This is a genomic window from Mesorhizobium sp. B283B1A, assembly GCF_020165735.1.
GTDB lineage: Bacteria > Pseudomonadota > Alphaproteobacteria > Rhizobiales > Rhizobiaceae > Mesorhizobium > Mesorhizobium opportunistum.
In genome coordinates this window covers 63,163-78,692 of sequence record NZ_JAIUIQ010000022.1, presented here as the reverse complement: position 1 = coordinate 78,692, position 15,530 = coordinate 63,163, and the positions used below count along the sequence as shown (strand labels likewise).

Annotated in this window: 10 protein-coding genes; 6 read left to right on the top strand and 4 right to left on the bottom strand. The window is 64.1% G+C overall.

What is annotated here, in order from left to right; genetic code table 11:
- Positions 1-90: 90 nt before the first annotated feature.
- Positions 91-870, bottom strand: coding sequence for an SDR family oxidoreductase (locus LB577_RS19840; protein ID WP_023763661.1), 780 nt, complete (start codon positions 868-870; stop codon positions 91-93).
- Positions 871-989: 119 nt separating this feature from the next.
- Here LB577_RS19840 and LB577_RS19835 point away from each other — a divergent pair, with 119 nt between their 5' ends.
- Both LB577_RS19835 and LB577_RS19830 read left to right on the top strand, forming a co-directional pair.
- The gene (locus LB577_RS19835) at positions 990-1,805 is read left to right on the top strand and encodes a UDP-2,3-diacylglucosamine diphosphatase (RefSeq protein WP_013895247.1); all 816 of its coding nucleotides are present in this window, start codon (positions 990-992) and stop codon (positions 1,803-1,805) included.
- Between the two features lie 125 nt (positions 1,806-1,930).
- The gene (locus tag LB577_RS19830; protein WP_224687988.1) at positions 1,931-3,145 is read left to right on the top strand and encodes an MFS transporter; all 1,215 of its coding nucleotides are present in this window, start codon (positions 1,931-1,933) and stop codon (positions 3,143-3,145) included.
- On the opposite strand, the gene dgcA is transcribed toward LB577_RS19830, so the two are convergent.
- Positions 3,116-4,099 (bottom strand): N-acetyl-D-Glu racemase DgcA, encoded by a 984-nt coding sequence (dgcA, locus tag LB577_RS19825; RefSeq protein WP_224687987.1) that lies wholly within the window; start codon positions 4,097-4,099, stop codon positions 3,116-3,118. The two genes, LB577_RS19830 and dgcA, sit on opposite strands and share 30 nt — an antisense overlap.
- A 77-nt stretch (positions 4,100-4,176) precedes the next feature.
- Here dgcA and LB577_RS19820 point away from each other — a divergent pair, with 77 nt between their 5' ends.
- From LB577_RS19820 to LB577_RS19805, 4 genes are all read left to right on the top strand, one after another.
- A complete protein-coding gene (locus tag LB577_RS19820; RefSeq protein WP_224687986.1) occupies positions 4,177-5,364 on the top strand; it encodes an ABC transporter permease in 1,188 nt (395 codons plus the stop codon).
- 1 nt (position 5,365) lies between these two features.
- Positions 5,366-6,175 (top strand): ABC transporter ATP-binding protein, encoded by an 810-nt coding sequence (locus LB577_RS19815; protein WP_224687985.1) that lies wholly within the window; start codon positions 5,366-5,368, stop codon positions 6,173-6,175.
- A gap of 14 nt (positions 6,176-6,189) precedes the next feature.
- Positions 6,190-7,563, top strand: a complete 1,374-nt coding sequence (locus tag LB577_RS19810; RefSeq protein ID WP_224687984.1) for an MCE family protein — start codon at positions 6,190-6,192, stop codon at positions 7,561-7,563.
- A gap of 79 nt (positions 7,564-7,642) precedes the next feature.
- Entirely contained in the window at positions 7,643-8,251 is a 609-nt protein-coding gene (locus LB577_RS19805; protein WP_031257385.1) for an ABC-type transport auxiliary lipoprotein family protein, read from the top strand.
- Positions 8,252-8,291: 40 nt separating this feature from the next.
- Here the strand turns inward: LB577_RS19805 and LB577_RS19800 are convergent, their stop codons facing one another.
- Positions 8,292-8,906 carry a 3'-5' exonuclease gene (locus LB577_RS19800; protein ID WP_224687982.1) on the bottom strand — a complete coding sequence of 205 codons (615 nt, stop codon included), beginning with the start codon at positions 8,904-8,906 and terminating at the stop codon, positions 8,292-8,294.
- Positions 8,907-9,091: 185 nt separating this feature from the next.
- Positions 9,092-15,388 carry a kinesin gene (locus LB577_RS19795; protein WP_224687981.1) on the bottom strand — a complete coding sequence of 2,099 codons (6,297 nt, stop codon included), beginning with the start codon at positions 15,386-15,388 and terminating at the stop codon, positions 9,092-9,094.
- Positions 15,389-15,530: the final 142 nt, after the last annotated feature.

Here is a 15,530-nt window from a genome sequence, read left to right as displayed (position 1 = left end):
CGCAATCGCGGATCACATTGGCGAGACAGGAATAGCTGATTTATTTCAGCCGCTTGGGCAGGGTTTCTTTCGCGTTGTGATTGTCGGGGCTCAGAACGCGCTGACGTAGAGGCCGCCATCCACCGGAATGTTCTGCCCGGTCAGGTAGCCCGCATGGACCGAGCACAGGAAGGCGCAGATCTGGCCGAATTCCTCGGGCGTGCCGAGCCGCTTGGCCGGCACGTCGGCGCTGATGCGGGTCTTGCGCGCCGCCGCTGCGGCGGGCTCCTCGACGGTGCCTGCCTCATGCGGGCCGCGCAGCCGGTCGGTGTCGAGCTTGCCCGGCAGCAGGCTGTTGATGGTGACGTTGCGGTCGATCACCGTGCGCGCCACGCCGGCGAGGAACGAGGTCAGGCCGGCGCGCGCGCCCGACGACAGGTCGAGGCCGGGGATCGGCACGTAGACCGACAGCGAGGTGATGTTGACGATGCGGCCGAAGCCACGTTTGGCCATGCCGTCGATGACGGCCTGCACCAGCTCGATAGGTGTGACCATGTTCTGGGTGACGCCTTCGAGGATTTTGCCGCGATCGAGTTCGCGGAAATCGCGCAATGGCGGGCCGCCATTGTTGTTGACGAGAATGTCGGGTTCGGGGCAGGCGGCAAGCAGAGCCTTCTGCACTTCGGGTTTCGAGACATCACCGACGACTTCCGTGACCGTCACGCCGTAGCGCTCGCGCAGCTCGGCGGCGGTTTTCGCCACCAGTTCGGCGTTTCGTCCGTTAACGACGATGTCGCAGCCGGCCTCGGCCAGCGCCATGGCGCAGCCTTTTCCAAGTCCCTTGCTCGAAGCGCAGACGATGGCTTTCTTGCCGCGAATACCGAGATCCATGACGATTTCTCCTGTGATTTGGCCGGCAGGCTAGCTCTTAGGCTGGCCCAATCGCAACCGTCATACGGTTGTTGCATGAATCGGGGCATAGGCTGCGCGAAAGCAACGGTGAAAACGCGATGTCCGGCCAAGAGCCCCGCACCTTCCGCAGCATGTTCATTTCCGATGTCCATCTCGGCTCGAAGGCTGCCAAGGCCGAATTCCTGATCGATTTCCTTCGCTATCACGACGCCGACATCATCTATCTGGTCGGTGACATCGTCGACGGCTGGCGGCTGCGGCGGAGCTGGCACTGGCCGCAAAGCCACAATGACGTCGTGCAGAAATTGCTGCGCAAGGCGCGCAAGGGCGCCTCGATCACCTATATCGCCGGCAACCACGATGAGTTCGCCCGCCAGTTCCAGGGCGTGCATTTCGGCGGCATCGTCGTTGCCGACCGCGCCATCCATGAGACCGCCGACGGCAGGCGCCTGCTGGTCATCCATGGCGACCAGTTCGACACCGTCGTCCACAACCAGCGCTGGCTCGCCTATCTCGGCGACCATGCCTATGACGCGGCCATGCAGGTCAACCGTGTCATCACGCGTCTGCGCCAGCTGCTCGGCCTGCCTTACTGGTCGTTCTCGTCCTGGGCCAAAGTCAAGGTCAAGAAGGCGGTGAACTTCATCGGTTCGTTCCAAACCGTGCTCAGCGAGGAAGCGCGGCGCTCGCATGTCGACGGCGTCATCTGCGGCCACATCCACCACGCCGCGATCGAGAATTATGGCGATGTGCAGTACATCAACACAGGCGACTGGGTGGAGAGCTGCACGGCGGTGGTCGAACATTTCGACGGCCGCATGGAAATCCTGACCTGGGCGCATGTCCTGCCTGAAGCGCCGGACGAGCCTTTCATCCCGATGTTGATCGAAGACCGGGTCGGGCAGGCGGCCTGACACGGAATTCACGGGGGCTTTCAGCGTTAATCGGTTAGTCCAGCCGGTTTCGCCCGGTTTTCCGCCATGTTAAGGGATCGATCTACATCGCCAGCCGGCCGAGCGCGGCGTAATTGGATCGATTCATGTCCCTGCCGCCGCTTTCGCCAGAACAACTCGTCAAGCCGCGCCATTTCGAGCTGCGCATGAGCCTCATCTTCGCGACATTGTTCGTGTCGCAAGGTACGCATCTGCCCTATTTTCCGCTCTGGCTGCAGGCGAAAGGTTTTGGCGCCGAACAGATCGCCGTCATCCTTGCCGCGCCGATGTTCCTGCGCGTTCTGACGACGCCCATGCTGACGGCACTTGCCGACCGGGCGAAGGACCGCGCCGACGTCTATATCGTGCTTGTCGCGGCAACGATGGTCATTTCGGCGGGCTATTTCCTGCCGGCGACCTACGCGATCGTGCTGGCCGTATCACTGATTCTGACGATCGTCTGGACACCGCATTCGCCAATGGCCGATTCGCTTGCATTGTCCGGGGTGCGCCGCTTCGGCTCGAACTACACCGCCATGCGCAAATGGGGTTCAATCTCCTATCTGTGCGCCAATATCGTGGGCGGCTTCATCCTGGCGGCGGCCGGAGCCAAAGCCGTGCCGGTGATCATTTTCGCGGCGCTTGCCGCAGCGCTTGCCGCGGCCTTGTTCGCGCCGCGCATGGGGCGGCCGCGTAAGGCTTCGCCGTTGTCGGCCACTGAAATCCAGCACGCGGCGCCGAGCCTCTTCAACGCCTATTTCCTCTATTTCACCTTTGGCGTCGGCATCATCACCGCCAGCCACGCCTTCCTCTACGGTTTCGTTTCCATCTATTGGAAATCGATCGGCATCAGCGATTCCGTCGTTGGCCTTCTGTGGGCCTGGGGCGTGGTGTCCGAAGTCTGCATGTTTTTGTTTTTCAATCGCATTTTCGCGTCCGTATCCGTGGTCAAGGTGATGGTGATCGCCGGCATCGGTTCGATCGTGCGCTGGACCGTCTTTCCACTAGTATGGCCGCTAGGCCTTGGCGTCCCCGGCTTCTTCGCCGTGCAGTCGCTGCATTCGGTGTCTGTCGCAATGGTGCTGATCGGATTGCAGAAAATGATCGGCGAGACCGTCTCCGAAGAGCGCACCGGTGCCGCGCAAGGCATCGCCTATTTCTTCAACGGCTTCTTCATGGCAGCCGTCACGCTTGCGTCCGGTCCGCTCTATGACCGTCTCGGCGTCGATGGGTTCCTGGCGATGATCCCGATCGCGATCGTCGGCCTCGTGCTGATCGGGCTTGCGGCGCGCTCAGCCCCAAAGCACCCGGTCCGGGGGTGAGACGAGCGAACCCCGGTAGACAAGGCCCGGCTCGCGGTCGCGCGCAAGCAACAGCGGACCGTCGAGGTCGACGAAATCGGCGTCCTGGGCGAGCAGCACCGCCGGCGCCATCGCCAGCGAGGTGCCGACCATGCAGCCGACCATGACGCCGAAACCGAGTTCCCGGGCGCGGTCGCGCAGGACGAGCGCCGCCGTCAGTCCGCCGGACTTGTCGAGCTTGATGTTGACGGCGTCATAGAGGCCGATAAGCAAATCCAGGTTTTTCGCCTCGTGTACGCTTTCATCGGCGCAGATCGGCACCGGATGCGCGATGTGGCGCAGGATGCCGTCATGGCCGGCCGGCAGCGGCTGTTCGATCAGCGCGATGCCTTGTTGCGCGGCAAAGGCGAGGTTCGCGACGATGTTGTAGTCGGTCCAGCCCTCATTGGCATCGAGGATGATTCGGCTCTCGGGCGCGGCCTGCCTCACCGCCTGGATCCGGGCGATGTCGTTGTCGCCGCCGATCTTGACCTTCAGCAGCGGCCGGCTGGCATTGGCGCTGGCCTGTGCCGCCATCGCCGAGGGTTCGCCGAGCGACAGCGTGTAGGCGGTTTCCAGCGGTCGCAGCCCGGCCGGCCAGATTGCGTTCGCCACGGGAGTGCCGCTGATCTTGGCTTCGAGGTCCCACAGGGCGCAGTCGACGGCGTTGCGGGCCGCGCCCGCCGGCATCGCATCGAGCAGGGCGATCCGGTCGATGCCGCCGGCGATCCGCCCGCCCATGGCCTCTATCGCCGCATGCACGCCGTCCATGGTCTCGCCGTAGCGCTTGTAGGGAACGCATTCGCCGCGCCCGACATGCCCATCCTGGCCGATCGTGCAGGTGATGACCTCGGCTTCGGTCTTGGAGCCGCGCGAAATGGTGAAGGTACCGGCGATCGGGAAACGCTCGGCCTCGACCGAAATGACACGCGCCATATTTTTCTGCTCCGGCTGTGCGAGAAGGGTTGTCGGCAAATCGACAAGGTCGGACCCATCAGGCTAAACAGGACGCCATGTTGACCATAGGCAAGCGCGACGCAAGCGGCACGACCGCCTCGGAGGCTGACCACCAGCCGCGCGTGGCTATCGGCGAGGAGGGCGGCGTTCTCGGCTGCGCCTTCTCCGGTGTCTGGACGACACGGACCGTGGCACTGATCGACGCGGAGATGCGCAAGATCGAGAAACGAAGCGGTTTCAAGACTTTGGCCCTCGATCTTTCCAAGATCGAGAAGATCGACACCGCCGGCGCCTGGCTGATCGACCGGCTGGTCAGCGTCTTCGAGAAGAAGAACGTCGAGGTCCGGCTGCAGGGCCAGAGCGAGATCGCGTCCATCCTGCTCGATGCGGTGGGTGAGGCCGTCCGCCGCGAACCCGAATCCGGGCCGGCGCGGCCGCCCAACATCATCCTTCGCGCCCTCGAGGCGGTTGGCCGGCGCGTCTATGAGATGCGCGACGATTTCCTTGCCTCGATGAATATTTTGGGCGCCACCATCCGCGGCGCGCAAATGAAGCTCGGCCGCGGCCATGCCGTCAATCCGGCGGCGATCTTCAACCAGATCGATCGCATGGGCGTCGGCGCCATACCGGTGGTGGTGCTGATGTCGGCCATCGTCGGCGCCATCGTCGCCCAGCAAGGCGCCTACCAGCTCAGCTATTTCGGCGCCGATATCTTCGTCGTCGACCTCGTCGGCGTGCTGATCCTGCGCGAACTAGGCGTGCTGATGACGGCAATCATGATCGCTGGCCGTTCCGGCAGCGCGATCACCGCCGAGATCGGTTCGATGAAGATGCGCGAGGAGGTCGACGCGCTGAAGGTCATCGGCCTCAATCCGATCGGCGTGCTGGTCTTTCCACGCCTGGTTGCGCTGGTGATCGCCTTGCCGTGCCTGACGATCATCGCCAATTTCGCGGCGCTCGGCGGCGGCATCGCCGCGGCCTGGCTCTACTCCGACATTCCGCCGGCCGCCTTCCTCGACCGGCTGCGCGTCGCCATCGATCTCAGCACCATTTTCGCCGGCCTGATCAAGGCACCGTTCATGGCGATGATCATCGGCACGATTGCGTCCGTCGAGGGTATGAAGGTCGGCGGCAGCGCCGAATCGCTCGGCCAGCACGTGACCGCCTCGGTGGTGAAGTCGATCTTCGTCGTCATCATCCTCGACGGGCTTTTCGCCATGTTCTACGCAGCGATCGAGTTCTGACATGGCTGAGGGGAATGGGACCGCGACGAAGGAGCAGGACGAGGGCGACCTCGTGCTTTCGGTGCGCGACGTCACGGTTGCCATCGAGGACAAGCTGATCCTCGACAAACTATCGCTCGACATCAAACGCGGTGAGATCCTGGGTTTCGTGGGCGCTTCGGGCGCCGGCAAGTCGGTCCTGTTGCGGACCATTCTCGGGCTGATGCCCAAGCAGTCGGGAACGATCAAACTGTTCGGCGTCGACGTCGACAAGGCAAGCGATATCGAGCGGCTGCGCATCGACATGCGCCTGGGCGTGCTGTTCCAGCATGGCGCGCTGTTTTCGGCGCTGACCGTGCTGGAGAACGTGCAGGTGCCAATGCGCGAATATCTCGACCTGCCGAGAAAGCTGATGGACGAGCTGGCACTGCTCAAGATCGAGCTGGTCGGCCTGCCGCCGGATGCGGCGCAGAAATTCCCTTCCGAACTCTCCGGCGGCATGATCAAGCGCGCCGCCCTGGCGCGCGCGCTGGCGCTCGACCCGGATATCGTCTTTCTCGACGAGCCGACGTCGGGCCTCGATCCGATCAGCGCGGCCGAGTTCGACGAACTCGTCGTCAAGCTGCGCGACACCATGGACCTGACCGTCTATATGGTCACGCACGACCTCGACACGCTGTTTACCGCCTGCGACCACGTGGCGGTGCTGGGCAAGAAAAAGGTGCTGGTCGAAGGCACCATCGACGACATGCTGAAAAGCGAGGAACCGTGGGTGAAATCCTATTTCCGCGGAAAACGCGCCCGGCAACTTGATCTTGCGGCGCGCGCATAGCCATAAGTGAAGCAATGGAAACCAGAGCCAACTACGTCATTGTCGGGATTTTCACGCTGGTTGCGATCCTGGCGGCGTTCGGCTTCGTCTATTGGACGGCCGCGATCGGTGACAGGGGCGAGACGACGCTGCTGCGCGTGCGCATCCCGGGCTCGGCTTCCGGCCTCGGCCGCGGCAGCTTCGTGCTGTTCAACGGCGTCAAGGTCGGCGACGTCAAGCGTGTCTATATCGACGTCGATAATCCGACCGTCGCCATCGCGGACACCGAGATCGACCGGATGACGCCGATCACCAAGTCGACGCAGGCCGATATCGGCCTTGCCGGCCTCACCGGGCAGGCCAACATCGAGCTCAAGGGCGCCGACCCCAAGGAAGTGAAGCTGCTCGACCAGGCGGAAAAGGAAGGCAAGGTCGCCGAGATCGTCGCCAACCCATCCGCCGTGACCAATCTGTTGCAGACGGCGCAGAACATCTTCAACCGCGCCGACAAGGTGCTGAGCGAACTCGAAGGCTTCACCAAGGATGTTCGCGGGCCGCTGACGCAGACCGTGAAGAACGTGCAGACATTCTCCGACGCGCTGGCCAAGAATTCGGACGGCATCGACAAGTTCCTGTCCTCGGTCAGCGCCCTCTCGGACGAACTGAAGGGCGTGTCCGGCAAGCTCGACGGCACGCTGAAGGCGGCGGAAGGCCTGCTCAATGCTGTCGACAAGGACAAGATCAAGAGCATCGTGGCCAATGTCGACACGGTGACCGCGAACCTCAAGCAAACCTCGCAGCAGCTCGACGGCGTCATCAAGAATGTCGACACGGCGGTCGGGTCCGTCAACGACTTCGCCAAGCAGACGCAGGGCACGCTGGCCAAGGTCGACGGCGTGCTCGATGGCATCGACCCGGCGCAGGTGCGCACGGCGCTGGCCAACATCCAGAAGGCCAGCGAAAACGCCAACAAGGCCGCCGCCGACATCGCCGTCGTGACCAACAAGTTCGCCAACCGGGCCGACGACATCGACCAGACGATCAGGGATGCAAAGCAATTGGCGCAACGGCTCAACGATGCCTCGGTGCGTGTCGACGGTATCCTCGCCAGGGTCGACAAATTGCTCGGCTCCGGCCAGGCGGATGGTGTGATGGCCGACGCAAGGGCGACGCTGAAATCGTTCAAGCAGGTCGCCGACACGCTGAATGCGCGGCTTGGCGTCATCACCGACAATCTGGCGCGCTTCTCGGGCCAGGGCCTGACGAATGTCGAGGCGCTGGTGCAGGACAGCCGCCGTTCGATCAACCGCATCGAGGAAGCGGTGACGGATCTCAGCCGCAATCCGCAGCGCATCCTTTCGGGCGGCGACGGCGAGGTTCGGCAATTCGATGGCAGGGCTCGGCGTTGACTTCGGGACCGGCTCGCCCCAAAAACATGAGCTGCAAAAGCGGGTTGATCTTACGATCCGGGGACAACGGGGATCGCGCGTGAAGTCTGTGTGGGTGAGAACGGGCGGGTTGACGTCGGCTGCGGCACTGCTTGCCCTGACGCTGGCGGGCTGCGCGGCGTTAGGCGGCAAGCCTGCGCCGCTCGACACCTTTGAGCTGTCTGCGCCTTCGGTCGACGCGCATGGCCATAGCCGCAAGCAGATCCTGATCGCCCAGCCTTCGGCGCTCAAGGCGCTGGACAGCCAGAACATCGTCATCAAGCCATCCGACGGCTCGATCCAGTATCTCAAGGGCGCGCAATGGGCCGATCGCCTGCCGCTGATCGTGCAGGCGCGGCTTGCCGAGACGTTCCAGCGCTCGGGCAGCTTTGCCGGTGTCGGCAAGCCGGGCGAGGGTCTGGCGATCGATTACCAGGTCATCGTCGAGGTCCGGTCCTTCGAAGTGCGCGTCGATGGTGGCGAACACGCCGAGGTCGACCTGTTCGTGCGCTTGCTCAACGACCGCAATGGCGAGGTGCGCGCCTCCAAGAGCTTCAACGCATCCGCACCCGTTTCGGGCAAAGGCAACTCCGCCTATGTCGGTGCGCTCGACAATGCGTTCGGTGATGCCGCCAGGCAGATCGTTCGCTGGACGGATTCGGTGATCTGAGCGCCGGTCTCGTTAGCTGAATCTCGCCAACGCTTTCAAGCTACAGGCGCTCGAAGACATCCGGCCGCAGCTTTGCGGTCAGCATCAGATGCTGCAGCGTGTAGGCCAAGGACAGCGCATCGTCGAGCGCGTCGTGCCCATGCAATGGCGGGTGCTCGACGCCGTAGTAGTCCGCGAGCTTGTTGCTCGGCGTCCTCGCCAGATCCTCGATCGGCATCCCGGCCGCGATCAGCAGCTTGACGGCATTGTCAAACCGGGTAGCCGGGATCGAAGGCTGACTGCCCGCGACATAGCAGCTGATGGCGATCATGTTCAGTTCGTCCTTGCCCCAGGACCAGAACCGCGCGCCACCGGAAAAACGGTCGATTTCGGCGAGGGCTGCTCCGAGCTCGACTCCCTTGGTCTCGACGTCCTCCTCGGTGACGCCGGTCAGCTTGGTGAAGAACGGGTCGAGGGCGTATCTTTGACCGAACCGGTCGACCGGTCTGATATAGGCCTTGTGCGTGCCGAGCAGGGGAAAGTCGTCCTCGAGCCCAAGCTTGACCGCGCCGATCTGCGCGATGACGGGGTCGGGATCGTGGGCCGCGCACCAGAATCGGCGCTGCGAACCCTCAAGGCAAAGAAATTCGCAGTCGAATATGATTGCCGTCTTCACGATCACACCCTTTGAGCGTCAGGGCTGCGGCTTTTCCGGCCGATTTTCCGCGCTGTGGGGTAGGTCGAACCTTGGACGGACGCATCCATCGGCTCGCAACAGTCGTTGTTGGCAGGTTAAGCGCTTGCCGGAGGTTTGGAAGAGTAACAGGCGGGACCATGGTCCCGCCTGTCCAATTCCTGGCTTTAGTGCAGCCGGCCGCTGGCGTGGGCCAGCATGGTGTAGACCTTGCCGGTGTCCGACGTCAGGTAGGTCTGCGCCATGATGTTGTCGCGGTCGTTGCGCGAGACATCCTTGAGCAGTTTTTCGAAGTCGTCGCAGTAGCGGTCGACGGCGGCGCGGAATTCGGCCTCGGCCTGGTACTTGCGGCGGATCTCGTCGAACGTCTGCTGGCCCTTCAGCGTGTAGAGCCGGCGCGTGAACACGTCCCGCTCGCCGCGCCGATAGCGGTTCCACAACTCGATCGAGGCATCATGATCGATGGCCCGTGCGATGTCGACGGAGAGCGAGTTCAGCGATTCCACGACGTGCAGCGGCGAGCGCTGGGCAGGGGCCGCCGCGCGTGGTGCTTCCGTGGGAGCGGAAGGCGTCGTGGGCCTGAGGTCTCCTTCGTTCGACGCCGCGGTCAAGAGATCGCGTACCCAGCCACCCTGCGGCGTGCGGGTGTTGGCGTCGGCGCGAGGGCGCGGTGCCGCCTCGGCCGGACGATCGAGGTCGAGCGTGCCGCGCAACGCGGTGCCGCCCAGCGGCGCCTGAGGCGTGCGCAGGTCCGGCTGCGGGGCCGGGGCGCGACGCGGCGGCTCGGCCGGGCGTGCCGCCGGTGCTTGCGGTGCCGGACGCAAGGGGCGTTGCTCCGAAACATCGCCGCCGCCACGACCGGACTTGGCAACGATGTCCGAGAGCTCCTTCAGGGCGTTGATCTGCTCCGAAACGGCGCGGCGAATGGCAGAGGTCGATTCCTTTGCCTCTTCCGGCATCTCGATGACGCCCTTCTTGAGCTCGGCGCGGGTGAGGTCGAGCTCGCTCTTGATCGAGCCAGCGGTGCGCCGCATCTCCTCGGTCGCATCGGCGAAGCGCTTGGTGGCCGAGTCGACGACGTCGGTGATGGCGTTGCGGATCTTGTCGGCCGACTCCATCGTCTTGCCTTCGGCGTTCTGCAGCGTCTGGCCGACGAGGTTTTCGAACGAGCGCATGACCCTTTCGAGATCTTCCGACTTCTTGACCAGGCCGACCGCGAGATCCTCGAGCGACGATTGCCTTTCGAGCGTGTGTTCGAGGTTGCTCTGGGCCGAACTCAACAGGTCCGAGGCGCTGGCCAGCAGACGGCTGTGTTCGTCGAACTTGGTGGCGATCGAGGCGACTTCACGCAAGGTCGACGAGGACAGGTCCGTCAGTCTTGTCGTGTTCGAATCGACCAGACGCGCCGAGCTGGCAAAGGTCTGTGCCGCCTTTTCGGTGGTGGCCGCGAAGCTCTGCGTGCTGCCGGTCAAGCGTTCGTCGACCTCGCCGAGATTGACCGCGGCCTGCTCGATCAGCTGGCCGAGCTGCGAGCTGGACTTGGTCATGCGGCCGATGAGGTCGGCGACGCTGTCGGACAGCGACGAGCGCGCGCCTTCGACCGCCGACAGGGTCTCGGCGGTGCGGCTGGCGAGCGCGTTGACCAGGGCTGCATTCTCGCTGCGCAGCTTCTCGGTGGCGCGTTCCGTGACCTCTTCCATGCTCTTTTGCAGCTCCGAGCCGCCCTGGGCGAAACGCTCGACCAATGGGCGGGCGGTTTCGTCGAGGATCTTCGACATCTCGGCGGAGCGCGCCGCGAGCATGGTGTTGAGCTCACGGGTGTTGGCGCCGATCGTCTTGGCGGCGTCGTTGGTGCTCTGGCCGATATGCTGGCCGACCGCCGTGAAGGTCTCGGCGATCACATTGGCGCGTGACACCAGTTGTGCCTCGGCGCTCGAGACCTGCTCGTTGAGCCTCTGGCCCATCGTCTCGGCGGTGTAGGCGAGCCGGTTCTCGACGCTGGCGACCTGCTCCTCGACACGGGCAGCCGCGGCCGCCGCGCTCGATGCGAGACGCTCGTCGGCGCCGGCAAGCGCCTGCTCGATTTCGCGGGCATGCACGGCCAGTTCCTGGCCGGTCTGGCGCGCACGATCGGCGACCCTCTGCTCGGTGTTGGCGAAGGCGCCGACGATGGTCTGCGCGTGCTCGCCGATCGTCGACGTGCTGTCGGCGATGCGCGAAACCAGGCGTTGGTCGGCCTCTTCGAAGATGCGGCCGATCTCGGACGCGCGGTTGGAGAGTGCGTCCGAACCTTCCGCGATGCGCGACACCAATTGCTGGTCGGCGGCATCGAAGATGCGGCCGAGGTCCGATGCGCGGGCAGCGAGCGCCTCGGCCGATTCGCCGATGCGCACGCCGAGCCGCTGGTCGGCGCTTTCGAAGTTGCGCAGGATGTCGCCGGCGCGGGCGGCCAGCGACTGTGCCGTCTCGACGGCGCGGGCAACAAGCTTCTGGTCGGCCGCGTCGAAGGTGCCGGCGATCTCGTTGGCGCGGGCGGAGAGCTGATCGGCGGTCTCCTGGGCGCGGGCGGCGAGCTTCTGGTCGGCCATGTCGAAGGTTCCGGCGATCTCGCTGGCACGGGCAGCCAGTTGGTCGGCGGTTTCATGGGCGCGGGCCAGCAGCGTGCTGGACGTATCGTCCGCCCGGGCAAGCAAGGCGTTCGAAGTGTCTTCGGCACGGGCGTGGAGACGACGATCCGCATCCTCGAAGGTACGGGCGATGTCTTCGGCCCGCGCCAGCAATGCGGCGGAGGTCTGTTCGGCGCGCTCGGCGATCTTGCGATCGGCGTCGCTGAACGCCGCACCCGCCTGCTCATGCAGCGCGCTGGTGACTTCCAGGACCTTTTCGCGCAAAGCGCCGGCGACGAAGACGGCGCTCTTTTCGAGCACGTTGCGGACGTTGTCGACGCCGGTCGAGAGCGCGCGTTCCATGGTGCCGGCGCGTTCCTCGATGATCCCGGTCTGACGGCTGAACGCCTCTTCGATCTTTTCCACGTCGGCCGCGATCGCGGTGGAAATATCGGTGCTCCTGGCCGCGATCTGATCGATGTGGCCAGACAGCGAGCGGTCGACGTCCCTGCGGGTCTCGGCGAGCTTGCCGAGATCCTCTTCAAGCGCGCGGCTCAGCATGTTGCGGCCTTCGGCCAGCTTGCCGACATGGCCGGCGATGACACCGTCGATGTCGCCTCGGCTCTCGGTCAGCTTCTGCAGGTCGGCTTCGAGCGCCCGCTTGAGAATGTCGCGGCCCTCGGCCAGCTTCTCCACCTGGCCGGCAACCAGACCGTCGATGCTGGAGCGGCTTTCGGCCAGCTTGGCAAGATCGGCTTCGAGCGCGCGCTTGAGAACGTCGCGGCCTTCGGCCAGCTTCTCCACCTGGCCGGCGACCAGGCCGTCGATGCTGGAGCGGCTTTCGGCCAGCTTGGCAAGGTCGTCCTCGAGTGCCCTGGACAGGGTCGAACGTTCCTGGACAAGCCTGTCCGCGTGGCTGTTGACAAGGCTGTTAACGCCTTCGAGGTCGTCCTCCAGCGCCTTCGACAGCGTCGAACGATCCTGGACGAGCCGCTCGGAATGGCTGTTGACAAGGCTGTTGACGCTTTCGAGATCGGCTTCGAGTGCCCTGGCGAACTGAGCACGGTCATCGACCAGTTTTTGCGACTGGTCGGCGACGGTGTTCTTGACGGTGTTGAGGTCGGCTTCCAGGGCGCGCCGCAGGATGTCGCGGCCTTCCGAAAGCTTCTCGACCTGACCGGCGACCAGACCGTCGATGCTGGAGCGGCTTTCGGCCAGCTTGGCAAGGTCGTCCTCGAGAGCCTTCGACAGGGTAGAGCGATCCTGAACGAGCCTGTTCATGTGGTCGGCGATGACGCTGTTCACATTCTGCAGGTCGGCCTCCAGGACCCGCGAAAGCTGTCCACGATCCTCGGCCAGTTTCTCCGACTGGCTGGATATGACGCCCTTGATGGTGTTGAGGTCCGATTCCAGCGCCCGCTTGAGGATGTCGCGGCCTTCGGCGAGCTTTTCGACCTGGCCGGCGACCAAGCCGTCGATGCTCGAGCGGCTCTCGGCCAGCTTGGCAAGGTCGGCTTCGAGCGTCTGCGACAGCAGGCTGCGGTCGTTGGAGAGCCGTCCCGAATGATCTTCGATCAGGTTCCTTATGCCCGAAAGGTCGTCCTCGAGCGAACGGCCGAGCAGGCTGCGGTCTTCGGCCAGCTTTGCCGAGTGCGACTCGATGAGGCTCTTGATGCCGGCGATGTCGTTTTCCAACGCCTTGGCGAGCACGGCACGGCCTTCGGCGATCTTCTCGACCTGACCGGCGACGAGGCCATCGATGTCGGCGCGGCTGTCGGACAGTTTGCCGAGATCGGCCTCAAGGGCACGCGACAGGATGTTGCGGCCTTCAGCCAGTTTCCCGACATGCCCGGCGACCATTTCATCAATGATCGTACGGGCTTGCACAAGCTTCCCGGAGTCTTCGTTCAGAGCCAGGGAGAGCCGGTTGCGGCCTTCCTCCAGCCTTTCGAGATGGCTGCCGAGCGATGCATCGATGGCAGCGCGCGATTCGTTGACCTTGCGCAGATCCTCTTCGAGCGCACGCGCGATCAGGCTGCGGCCTTCGGCCAGCTTCTGCACCTGGTTGGTCACCGCGGCATCGATGCCGGCACGGCTCTCGTCGAATTTCGCCAGGTCCGCCTCCATGGCGGCCGCCATGCGCTCACGGCTTTCGGACAGCTTGCGGCTGTGGTTCTCGACGGCTTCCTCGATGCCGACGCGGGCATCGGAAAGGCGCTGGATGTCGGAATCGAACGAACGCGAGACGACATGACGCGCCGCTTCCATGCGGCCGGCAAAGTCGCTGGCGCGGGCCTCCAGCATGGTCGAAGTCGAGTTGACGATGTCGGCCATGTCGGCGCCGATCTGGGTCTTGCCCTGATCGATCATCGCGGACAACGTATCCTTGCTTTCGGCGAAGGTGTGGGCGATTTCGCGGGCGCGTTCGACCAGTGTCTCGTTGATCTGGCGGGCGCGGGCCTCGAGCGCCGCATTGAGCTTCTGCGTGCCGGTGTCGAGTGCCTCGGCGCGGGTCTGGAATTCGCTGATCAGCGCCTGGCCACGTTCGGCGAGCGTGCGCTCGATGCCGTTGAGGCTGGCTTCGAATTCCGAATTGAGGGTGCGGGCGGCGCCGCCAAGCAGCGACACCATGCCGGTGGTGCGATCGTCGAGCAGGTCGGTCAGCGACCGGGTCAGGCCGTCCGTCGTGTCCGTCAACTTGGCGATGCGGGTGTCGAGCAGGGAGGCAAAAGCCTCGCCGGAGGTCGACAGCCTGTCGGTGATGGTGTCGAGGCGGCCTTCAACCGAATCGAAGATCGACATCGAGCTTTCATTGATGCGGTCTATGAGCGTGTCACCGGAATTGGTGATCGTCATCGACAGCTTGGTCGACGCGTTGAGGATCGAGTCGCGGATGATGTCGCTGGCGGCGCCGATTTCCTCCTTGAGCGTTTCATGCGCGCCCGAAATCGAGGCGCGGACACGCTCCGCATGGGTGACGACCGCCTCGCGCTCGCTGCCGAGCCCGTCGACGAGCGAGCGGATGCGGGTTTCGTTTTCCGAATAGGAGCGCTCGATCTGGTTGACCTCGCTGTGGACCAGCGTTTCCAGTTCCACGGCGCGGGCGAGCGTGCGTTCGATGCCTTCGCCCATGGCCGCGACCTCGCGGCGAACGGCTTGGCCGATCATCATGACGCGATCCTGGGCGAGGTTTTCCGGCTCGGTCAGGCGGAAAGCCACTTCGGTCATCGACTGGGCGGCAATGCGCATGTCCTGGGCGCGTCGGATCATCGCCGCGAAGGCCCAGAACAGGATCACCGGCACGATCGCCGCGACGGCGAGGCCAATCAGTTCGGGACGGGCAAAGAACTGGTCGAGCGTGCGGATCCGCCAGATGCTCGGTCCGAAAAGCAGGTTGGCCAAGCCGCCGGCGCCCGCGATCCAGGCGAGCGAGACAAAGGCAATGACCCAATAGACGGTGTTGGAGGCGCGCCGGTTGAGGCTGTGCAGGAGTGTCTTGTAATCCTTCTGGCGATCGTCATTGGCCGGCGCGAAGCCCGTCGCCTGTGTGCCGAAACCCGTCGCCTGTGTGCCATTGCCATTGCGCGTCTCAACGGGGCGCAGTTCGGCGGGTTTGGCTTTTGGCGCGGGCTTGGCGGGCTGGGCCTGACTGACGGTGGGCTCCGGCTTCTGGTTGCGCCCCTCTCGTGCCAATTCGTCGGCGGCCTGGGATATCTGTGCTTCCAGATCTTCCATTGAAGCTGCGATATCGAGATCGCCGTCAGCGTCGCTGCTGAGGTCGATATCGAGCGCTTTTTCCAGTTCCCTGGCTACGTCGTTGTCGAGAGTTCTCGTCGTCGTCGTTGGTTTCTTCGCCATGCCTTCGCTACCCTGTACTAGCTGCCGCGGGCTTATAATTGTCTTTATCGTACCCCGCGCAGGAGGCTGAAAATGGACCCTCGTATCGTAATGACACAGGGGGGTAAAGAAAACATGCATTCCGTGGGATACGTAAAACTTT

Coding starts and splice junctions, on each gene's coding strand:
- LB577_RS19840 (WP_023763661.1), bottom strand. CDS start 870: ATGGATCTCGGTATTCGCGGCAAGAAAGCCATCGTCTGCGCTTCGAGC.
- LB577_RS19835 (WP_013895247.1), top strand. CDS start 990: ATGTCCGGCCAAGAGCCCCGCACCTTCCGCAGCATGTTCATTTCCGAT.
- LB577_RS19830 (WP_224687988.1), top strand. CDS start 1,931: ATGTCCCTGCCGCCGCTTTCGCCAGAACAACTCGTCAAGCCGCGCCAT.
- dgcA (WP_224687987.1), bottom strand. CDS start 4,099: ATGGCGCGTGTCATTTCGGTCGAGGCCGAGCGTTTCCCGATCGCCGGT.
- LB577_RS19820 (WP_224687986.1), top strand. CDS start 4,177: ATGTTGACCATAGGCAAGCGCGACGCAAGCGGCACGACCGCCTCGGAG.
- LB577_RS19815 (WP_224687985.1), top strand. CDS start 5,366: ATGGCTGAGGGGAATGGGACCGCGACGAAGGAGCAGGACGAGGGCGAC.
- LB577_RS19810 (WP_224687984.1), top strand. CDS start 6,190: ATGGAAACCAGAGCCAACTACGTCATTGTCGGGATTTTCACGCTGGTT.
- LB577_RS19795 (WP_224687981.1), bottom strand. CDS start 15,388: ATGGCGAAGAAACCAACGACGACGACGAGAACTCTCGACAACGACGTA.